Raw genomic sequence first — 9817 nt, forward strand, 5'->3', positions numbered from 1 at the left:
AAGGTGCCCTTTGGCACCTTTATAGTTTAAACTGTTTTACATCTTCAACTAAAGCATCCATCATGTTGCTTAAGTTTTGTGCAGAATCTGCAACCTTTGAAGATAATGATGACATCTCCTCAGACGTTGCTGATATTTCCTCAACTGAAGCTGAAGTTTCTTGAATTATAGCACTTAAATTCTCAACGCTTGAAAGAACGCCATCTTTATCGCTTACTGTTTCATTTAAAAAGACATATGCATCTTCAATTAAAGGAACTGTATTTTGTATTGAATGTATTATTCCTTCGAACTTCTCAGCCGTTCTATCAACAGTTGTGATTTGTTCATTAATAAATTTATCAACTTCTTCAGCTGCAGAGTAAACATCCTTTGCTTCTTCACCTAACCCTCTTATAATATTTCTTATTTCATCTGAAAACTTTTTAGATTCTTCAGCAAGTTTTCTTACTTCATCGGCTACAACTGCAAAGCCCCTTCCAGCTTCACCAGCCCTTGCGGCTTCAATTGCTGCATTTAGCGCTAAAAGATTTGTTTGTTCAGATATATTATTTATTATATCAACTATATTTTCAATCTGATTAAAGGAGCTTGATAGGGTCTGTAACTTAGTTGTAACAACTTCAAAGGATTGCTTAATTCCATTTATCGCCCTTAATAGTCCATCCAATTCATCCTTACCTTCATTTGCCTTATAGGATGTATCCTCTGCTCCTTCTTTTACTTCCTTTAGCTTAGAATACATTTTGTCTATCTTTTCTCCAAATGATTCAAAAAGCCTTACAACTTGTGCAACTTCTAAGTTTTCATTTTCCGTAGCGGTTGCAACCTGAGAAATTGAGGAAGAAACCTGTTCTGAAGACACAGCCATTTCTTCAGCTACTGAAACAAGTTCCCTTGAGGAAGTCTTTACTGAATTTGCATTTTCATTTATCTTGCTTATAATACCCACTAAAGATTGTTTTAAAGAGGCTATAGCCTTTGATATTTCTCCTATTTCATCACGTCTTTTTAAATACCTTTCCTCTATGTTTACAGTTAAGTCACCCTTTGCAATTACATCTAATATTTGCTTGGTAGACTGCAGTGGATTAATTATTATTCTGTCCATAAATATCATAATAAGAATCGATAAAACAACAACCAAAGCCAAAGTAAACAACACAAGAGCTTTAACAACAGGCATAACTAATTTATCTATTTTTTCCTTGTCAAGCCCCACAAAGAACATACCAATGGGAGTTTGACTTGTATCCTTTATAGGAATATATATACCTTGGTATGTTTTTTGCTTTAACTTTACTTCCCCAACGTAATCTTTACCTTTTTTAACCACTTCTTCTATAACTTTGTTATCGACTTTGCTTCCAACAATCCTCATACCGTTTTCTTCAATTGTTGTCGTAACTCTAGTGTCATATAGAAATATTGCACATTCAATATCTGCCTTTTTCTTTAAGTTATCAACTGAAGAAAAATCATAATTTATCTTATGGCTTCCCTTGTAAAGCTCCCCATAGGAAACCCTCCAGGAACCTGGGTATTGAAAATCAAAAATCTCAAGAGCAAGATTAGCCGTTTGCCTTAGCATTCCTCGAGTTAATGCTCTAGTAAACTCTACATAAACAATTCCATTAATGACAATACTAAACAGCACTATTATTGAAATTACTAAAAACCATATCTTTGCTTTTGTAGTTGTTTTTTTCATAGTCTGCCCCCCGTATCCATTTTAATCATTCTATAATTTTCAAAATTATTTATGTTTATATTATCGTCTTTCTTTTCTAAATTTTTATATGCATTTGACAACATTAATTTAATTCTGTTGATTTGATTTACTTCACTTGCACCTGGGTCATAGTCTATTGCTACAATATTGGACTGTGGATATCTTCTTCTTAATTCTTTTATCATGCCTTTTCCTACGATATGATTGGGCAAACATCCAAAGGGCTGAAGGCATACGATATTGGGCACATCATTTTCAATCAGCTCCATCATCTCACCAGTTAAAAACCATCCCTCTCCAGTCATATTACCAAGGGAAAGTAGAGTTTTTGCAAGGTTTGCCTTTTCCTCTATAGTGGATGGAGGAGTAAATCTTTTACTTTCATTAAGTGCCTTCCTTATTTCTCTTCTATAAAGTTCAATAACTTTTATTGATAATAAACCTCCTAATCTTGCTTTAAGATCCCCAGTAAGATTATGATATTTAAATTCTTCATCATAAGCAGAATAAAGAAGAAAATCTGCAAGGTCAGGTAAAACTACCTCTGCTCCTTCTTCTTCTAATAGCTCAACTATTTGATTATTTGCTGTAGGATGATACTTTACTAGAATTTCTCCTACAACTCCAACCTTTGGCTTTTTTATCTTAGCAATTTCTATATTATCAAATTCCTCAATAACTTCCCAAACATTCTTTTTAAAATCTTTTAAGCTACAGGATTTTATATTCGCAATTATTTTTTCCTTCCATTTTCCATATAAAAGTTCTGTAGAACCCTTAATTTTTTCATAGGGCCTTGTTCTTAATATGAGTCTCATTAATAAATCTCCATAGCAAACTGCCATAAGTCCCCTATGAAGTAAGATAGGTGTTATTTTGAATCCTGGATGCTTTTCTAACCCCTTCGCATTTAAAGATAAAACAGGAATATTAGAAAGACCTGCATCCTTTAAAGCTTTTTTCAGTAAGCTTATATAATTTGTAGCTCTGCATCCTCCTCCCGTCTGACTCATTATAACTGCAGTAGAATTTAAATCATATTTTCCTGACTTTAAGGCATTTATAATCTGCCCTATAACGACGATTGCAGGATAGCATGCATCGTTATTTACATATCTTAATCCTTCATCAATTGCGTTTGCATCAACAGATGGCAATACTTCAAGTTTATAACCACTAAATTCAAAGGCCTTTTCAAGAATTTCAAAGTGAACAGGTGACATTTGTGGAGCTAAAATAGTATATTTCTTTTTCATTTCCTTGGTAAATACCACTTTGCTTTCCTCATTATATTGTATTTCCCTTTTTTGCTTTTTCCTTTTTCTTTCCTCTAGTGCTGCAAAAAGGCTTCTAATTCTTATTTTAATTGCTCCTACGTTTGTTCCTTCATCGATTTTAATTGAAGTATATATCTTTCCTCTATTTTCCAATATTTCTTTAACCTGATCAGTTACAATTGCATCGAGACCACATCCGAAGGAATTTAATTCAATAAGATCTATATTATCATGTTTTGAAACAAAATACGCTGCTCTATATAGCCTTGAATGATATGTCCATTGGTCAACAACCCTAAGCCTATTTTTAACTTCACCTAAGTGGCACACAGAATCCTCTGTTAAAACCGCAGCATTAAATGAAGTTATTATGTTAGCTATCCCATGATTGATTTCAGGATCTATATGATAAGGTCTTCCTGCAAGAACTATAGCCCTAATCCCCTCTTTTTTGATGTATTCTAAGGTTTCCTCTCCTTTTTTTATAATATCATTTTTAAAATTTTCAAGTTCTTTTAAACCTAATGCTAATGCGTTGTCAAGTTCAGCTAAAGAAATATTAAATTCTTCAAAAGTCTCAAACAAAACCTTCCTTAACATTTTGTAATTATCTAAACTTATAAAGGGATTTAAAAACTTAATGTTTTTCTCCTTTAATACATCCATATTATTTTTTATAACCTCAGAATATGAAGTAACTATAGGGCAGTTATAGTGATTATCCGCTTCATTAAATTCTTTTTTCTCATAAACAACAGATGGATAAAATATAACGTCAACTCCCTTTTTAACTAAGTTCATAATATGACCGTGAACAACCTTTGCAGGATAACATATAGTATCTGATGGTATTGTTTCCATCCCATCCTCATAAAGCTTTTTAGTAGTCTTGTCGGATAACACTACTTCAAAGCCTAAAGCAGTGAAAAAAGTATGCCAAAGAGGATAATTTTCATAAATATTTAATACCCTTGGTATTCCGATTTTACCCCTTGGTGCATTTTTTAAGGCTTTATAATCAAATAGTCTGTTATACTTATATTCATAAAGATTAGGCACCACTTTTTTTGCAATAAAGTTTCCAGCTCCTCTTTCGCATCTATTCCCTGTTACAAATTTTCTACCATCTTTAAAAGTGCTAATAGTTAAAAAACAGTTATTGCTGCACAATTTACATCTTGTAAAGGATTGTTCTACTTGAAATCTATTTAATTCTTCTAAATTTAATATCTTTGACCTTTCACCTTCTTTATATCTTTCCTTTGCAATCAATGCAGCTCCAAAGGCTCCCATAAGCCCTGCTATATCAGGCCTTACTACATCTTTTCCTGATATTATTTCAAAGGCCCTTAATACCGCATCATTATAAAATGTTCCCCCTTGAAGTATTATTTTTTCACCAAGATCATCTATGTTCCTTATCTTTATTACCTTCATAAGAGCATTTTTAATAACCGAATAGGATAACCCAGCAGAAATATCCCCAATTGTCGCTCCCTCTTTTTGTGCCTGTTTTACTTTAGAATTCATGAATACTGTGCATCTTGAGCCTAAGTCAACTGGATTTTTAGCAAAGAAGGCTTCCTTTGAAAATGTTTCAACATCCATCCCTAAAGATTTAGCAAAGGATTCAATAAATGAGCCACATCCTGAAGAACATGCCTCATTTAAAATGATGCCTTCAATTACCCCATCCTTAACTTTTATGCACTTCATATCTTGTCCACCAATATCCAGGATAAAATCTACCCCATTTAAGAAATTTTCTGCCGCCTTATAGTGGGCAATAGTTTCAACTTCACCTTCATCTATTGATAGGGCTGTTTTAATGAGTCCCTCTCCATAACCAGTTATGCAGGAGTTTGCTATATAAGCATCCTTTGGTAATTTACTATAAATATCTTTTAAAACATTTATCACAGATTTTAAAGGATTTCCTTCATTGCTTGAATAATAGTTATATAATAAATTGTTTTCTTCATCTATTAAAACCGCCTTTGTAGTAGTCGAACCAGCATCTATACCTAAAAAACATCCTCCCGAAAAATCATTTAAGTCCTTTCGTTTTATTCTATGCTTATCATGCCTTCTTTTAAAATCATGATACTCTTTTTCAGTTATAAAAAGAGGTCTAAGAAGGCCTACTTCCTTTGAACCAAAACTACCATTATTAATCTTATATATTACGTTCTCTAAATTAACCGGTGCCTTTTCCTTAGAAAGTATAGCAGCACCAAGTGCTACAAAAAGATGCGAATTCTCCGGAATTATAACTTCATCTTCTATTAAATTAAGGGTTTCTATAAATCTTTTTCTAAGTTCACTTAAAAAAAACAAAGGTCCTCCTAAAAAAGCAACTTTTCCTTTTATTTTTCTACCTGCTGCTAGGCCTGCAATAGTTTGATTTACAACAGCCTGAAAAATCGATGCTGCAATATCCTCCTTTTTTGCGCCTTCATTTATAAGAGCTTGAATATCTGTTTTAGCAAACACTCCACATCTTGATGCTATAGGATAAATTATTTTATGCATTTTTGACAATTCATTAAGCCCCATAGCATCAGTTTTTAAAAGAGCGGCCATCTGATCTATAAATGCACCTGTCCCACCTGCACAACTTCCGTTCATCCTTTGTTCTAAATTACCATCGAAATATGTAATTTTAGCATCCTCTCCGCCTAGTTCAATAGCAACACTCGTTTTAGGAATAAATTTTTCAACTGCCTTTGTTGATGCTATAACCTCCTGCTCAAAGGGAATATTGAGCCAATTCGCTATTCCAATTCCTGCTGAGCCTGTTATAACTATTCTTGCTGTAGCCTTATCTAACATCTTTTCTAATTCATAAAAAATTTCCTTTATCGTGTTTAAAACGTCAGCAAAATGTCGTTTATATCTGCTAAAAACAATATTATCTTTGTCATTTAAAACCACTACCTTTACTGTTGTTGAGCCCACATCAACCCCTATCCAATAATTCTTTGACATCTTATCCCTTCCTTCTACCTTTTCAAAAGTCATCTGAAATCTATTCTATACCTCCTTAAAAAAAGCAACAAACTTAATAATTCTGTTTTTTATTCCTGTTTTTTTAATATTGACTAAAAAAAGCCATATATTAATATATATCTTTCGTTTACACCTATTATCTATAAAAATTAAGCTCTAAGGCTAAAATTTTCCTTAGAGCTTAATTTATATTTCTATTTCATAAAATCTTTTATCTGCATAGCTTAAAAGTTTTTGATACAAAATCACTGATATAATAAGCGGTATAACTATCAAAGCTATAAAAAGTCCATTGCTTTTAATATTAAATTTTACAATAAGAGCACCAAATAATCCTACAATTCCCATGGTTCCAAAAATTCCCACAACCTCATTTATGTTTTGCTTTATTGCCTTTTGTGGATTATCCCAATTTAGCTTAGGCCATTTTAATTCGGCAAAAACTTCTAAAATAAAAATCATCGTAAGAATTATGATAGAGGTTATTAAAATTATTAATAAGCTTATTGTATCAATTTTAAAGAAGGCTAAGTCCATTATCAAAATAATAGCTGCAGCTAAAATTCCAAATATTAAACCGTGGATAATCTTTGCAGTTATATATAATTTAGGATTTATCGGAAGGGATTTTATAAATTCAAAGGCTCTTCCTTCCCTTGATATACATGTTGCAGCTATACTTGTTGAAGCCCCTAGAAAAACTATAATTCCTATCGAGATTAAATTCAAATAGTATGAAAAATCAGGATGATTCATCAACTTTTTAATATCGAATAAAATAGAATTATTTTGAAAGAACAGGGATGCACCCATAATTATCGGCAATAGAAATATTACCATCGGCCCATTTATAAAATACACTGGCTCTCTATTCATCAGTTTCAATTCTCTGTCAATTAATGTTATAAGTAAATTTCTCTTTATTGTCGTTTTCTTTAGTTCCTTTTCGTCCATTCTTTTAATATTTTTTTGGACTTCTGTGCTTCCAATTAAAGTATCATAATAAATATTAGACATAGTAGTTAACAATAAAAATAAAGCACCAACAGCAATTGCAATAAAAATCAATAAATAAACAAAACTTTCTAATGTTCCATTATTTATGATAGCCTTTGCTGCTATTGCAGCTGGATAATATAACTTGCTTGTTAAATCGATCAAACCATTTGGTGCAGTTAATTTTTGCATAATAAGCTCTGGATTTTTATCAAAATTAGTCATTTGATTAGTTAAATACTGAAAAAGAACTCCAAGACCTAATGCCAAAAATCCAGATATATACATTATAAAATCCTTCTTTTTTAAAAGTTTACCAAACTTCATAATAGGAGTTATTATAAAATATCCTATTACAAGAGGAATCATTGGGATAGTTAAAGTTATTAATAAAGAATTTATATAATATAAAACCCCTTCACCATTTTTAATGCCATAGACTATTATTCCCGTTGCCATTATAACAAACGCAAATAAAGCTTCTGAAAGAAAGCTAATTGTAAATTTAGCAAGAAATAAATTCCAAGGTTTTAATGGCAAGGATAGTATTATGTCACCCTCTTGATTGAGAAAATAAGTTGCAATTACAGTTAATATCCCTATAAAAAATGTAAAGGCAGTTGAAATAATAATGGTATTTAATACCACAAGCCCCTGTTGGTTAATAGGTTTAAGAAGATCATACATTTTTAAATTGAAGGCTGTAAACATGGTTATCAATCCTGAAAAAGAAAACAATATTAGTCCCAACAATCCTAAAGTCTTAACCGCTTTCTTCTTATTATATTTTAAATCCCTAACTAACCCACTAAATCCAAAAACCGAATTAATATAAAATTTTACTGTTGAAATTGCTTTATTCATTATCTACCAACTCCAAGAATAAATTTTCAAGACTATCATTTTCTTCTCTTATTTGTCTTAACTCATCAATCGTTCCAGTAAATATTATCTCACCCTTTTTTATTATACCTATCCTATCACAAAGCCTTTCTGCAACTTCCATAATATGAGTTGAAAAGAATACGGTATTACCATTATCTGCATGTTTTCTCATCATTTCCTTTAACAAAAAAGCAGCCTTGGGATCTAGTCCTACTAGAGGTTCATCTAAAATCCATACAGGTGGATTATGGACTAAAGCACCTATGATTATTAATTTTTGCTTCATACCATGGGAGTAACTACCAATACTTGAGTTTAAAGCATCTTTTATTTCAAAAATCTCCGCAAGTTCATTTATTTTTTCATATCTTTGCTTACCGTCTACCTCATAAATATCTGCAATAAAATTTAAATACTCAATACCTGTTAGTCTATTAAAAATTTCAGGATTATCAGGAACAAATCCTATCTGCTTTTTTGCCTTAATTGGCTCACTTACTACATTAATCCCATTTACTAATATTTGCCCTTCATCAGGTTTTAGGATTCCTGTTATCATTTTTATTGTCGTTGTTTTACCAGCACCGTTAGGTCCTAAAAATCCAAATATTTCTCCCTTTTTTACCTCAAGATTAATGCTGTTAACAGCCTTTACCCTTCCCCTCGCATAGGTCTTTGAAACATTGTTAATTATAATCATAAATACACCTTCCTTTATAATATGAATCAGAAGGAAAATCTCCTTCTGATTTTATAATAACATAGCTAATATATTAGCTAAAACACTTACATAATTGTAATCTTCAAATTTATATTCCTTGTCATTTGATGGTGCCAAAATGTATATGATCCCCCTTAAAACCTTATCCTTCACAATCGGAACTAACATTACTGAATACAACAAATGAACATTCTTAACAACATCATACTCGAATACTTCATCCCAGTCAATACCATATAAACCTTTTTGTTCCTTTAAAACTTTATTCAACAATCTATTATTAATGTTGTTAAATTTAATCCAGTTATCGTCATTAGCCTTCCTCCAAAGTTGATTATATATCTTTCCACCCTCAATAAAAAGTATACCTGCATATCTACCCTCAGAAGAGTCTAAAAGTCTTCCTAAAAACTTAAAAACAATCTCCTCTTTGCTTAAATTTTCTTTTATTAGTTCCGTTAGTTCAATCATAGTCAATATTTTAGTGGTATCCCTAAGGTCGTTTCCTGTTAAAAACCCGCTTAATTTATCAGTAACTCTTCCCTTCTGCTCAAAGGTTTCATCCCATAGTTCACATCTATTCTTCCCTCTTTCTTTTGCTACATATAATGCCTTATCAGCCTTTTCTAAAAGTTCCTCCTTCCACTCAGCATCATCCGGAAAGGATGCTATACCAAAACTTGCAGTTACTGCCCTTCCATCTACAAATAAACTTGTTTCCATCTTTTTTCTAATCCTCTCCGCTAAATTCAGGGCATCATGTTTATTGGTATCAGGCAATAGTATCAAAAACTCTTCACCGCCATATCTAAAAAACAAATCGTTTTTTCTTATATTGGATTTTACAACTTCACCTAGTTTTTTTAATATTTTATCTCCAAGTAAATGTCCGTATGTAATCGGCAAGTACTTTTGGAGAAATTTCGGAAATTTTTTATCCCGAAATTTTTCCATCTAATCATTAAATAGCGACTTCCTGTTTTCCAACCTGTAGCTTTTGCCTGTCATATTAAAAATCTCACATCGGTAGGTTAGCCTGTCCAATATAGCTGTGGTTAATGCTACATCCTGCAAAAGCTCACTCCACTCTTCAAACCCTTTATTAGATGTGATAATTATTGACGTTTGTTCATGTAGATTTGATATTAATTGAAAAAACATATTTGCTTCTTCATGTGAAATCGGTAAATATCCAAT

General features: G+C 31.9%; 6 protein-coding genes. All 6 read right to left on the reverse strand.

The genetic code is table 11. The annotated features are described in order from the left end of the window. Positions 1–19: 19 nt before the first annotated feature. On the reverse strand, positions 20–1711 hold the full coding sequence (locus Q3V94_RS06630) for a methyl-accepting chemotaxis protein (RefSeq protein WP_303526181.1): 1692 nt from the start codon (positions 1709–1711) through the stop codon (positions 20–22). Beyond that, positions 1708–5997 carry a 2-hydroxyacyl-CoA dehydratase gene (locus Q3V94_RS06635; protein WP_303526190.1) on the reverse strand — a complete coding sequence of 1430 codons (4290 nt, stop codon included), beginning with the start codon at positions 5995–5997 and terminating at the stop codon, positions 1708–1710. The genes Q3V94_RS06630 and Q3V94_RS06635 overlap by 4 nt, the downstream gene beginning before the upstream one ends. 207 nt (positions 5998–6204) lie before the next feature. Beyond that, positions 6205–7878 (reverse strand): hypothetical protein, encoded by a 1674-nt coding sequence (locus Q3V94_RS06640; protein ID WP_303526184.1) that lies wholly within the window; start codon positions 7876–7878, stop codon positions 6205–6207. Then, on the reverse strand, positions 7871–8599 hold the full coding sequence (locus Q3V94_RS06645; RefSeq protein ID WP_303526187.1) for an ABC transporter ATP-binding protein: 729 nt from the start codon (positions 8597–8599) through the stop codon (positions 7871–7873). The genes Q3V94_RS06640 and Q3V94_RS06645 overlap by 8 nt, the downstream gene beginning before the upstream one ends. Positions 8600–8650: 51 nt before the next feature. Next, entirely contained in the window at positions 8651–9526 is an 876-nt protein-coding gene (locus tag Q3V94_RS06650) for a GGDEF domain-containing protein (RefSeq protein ID WP_303526188.1), read from the reverse strand. 48 nt (positions 9527–9574) lie between these two features. Further along, a partial coding sequence (locus Q3V94_RS06655; RefSeq protein ID WP_303526189.1) for an ATP-binding protein occupies positions 9575–9817 on the reverse strand: 243 nt, incomplete at its 5' end.

The organism is Caloramator sp. CAR-1 (genome assembly GCF_030546345.1).
GTDB lineage: Bacteria > Bacillota > Clostridia > Clostridiales > Caloramatoraceae > Caloramator > Caloramator australicus.

What these genes read in the sequence shown, in the direction of transcription:
- Q3V94_RS06630 (WP_303526181.1), bottom strand. Translation starts at nt 1,711, where the DNA reads ATGAAAAAAACAACTACAAAAGCAAAGATATGGTTTTTAGTAATTTCA.
- Q3V94_RS06635 (WP_303526190.1), bottom strand. Translation starts at nt 5,997, where the DNA reads ATGTCAAAGAATTATTGGATAGGGGTTGATGTGGGCTCAACAACAGTA.
- Q3V94_RS06645 (WP_303526187.1), bottom strand. Translation starts at nt 8,599, where the DNA reads ATGATTATAATTAACAATGTTTCAAAGACCTATGCGAGGGGAAGGGTA.
- Q3V94_RS06640 (WP_303526184.1), bottom strand. Translation starts at nt 7,878, where the DNA reads ATGAATAAAGCAATTTCAACAGTAAAATTTTATATTAATTCGGTTTTT.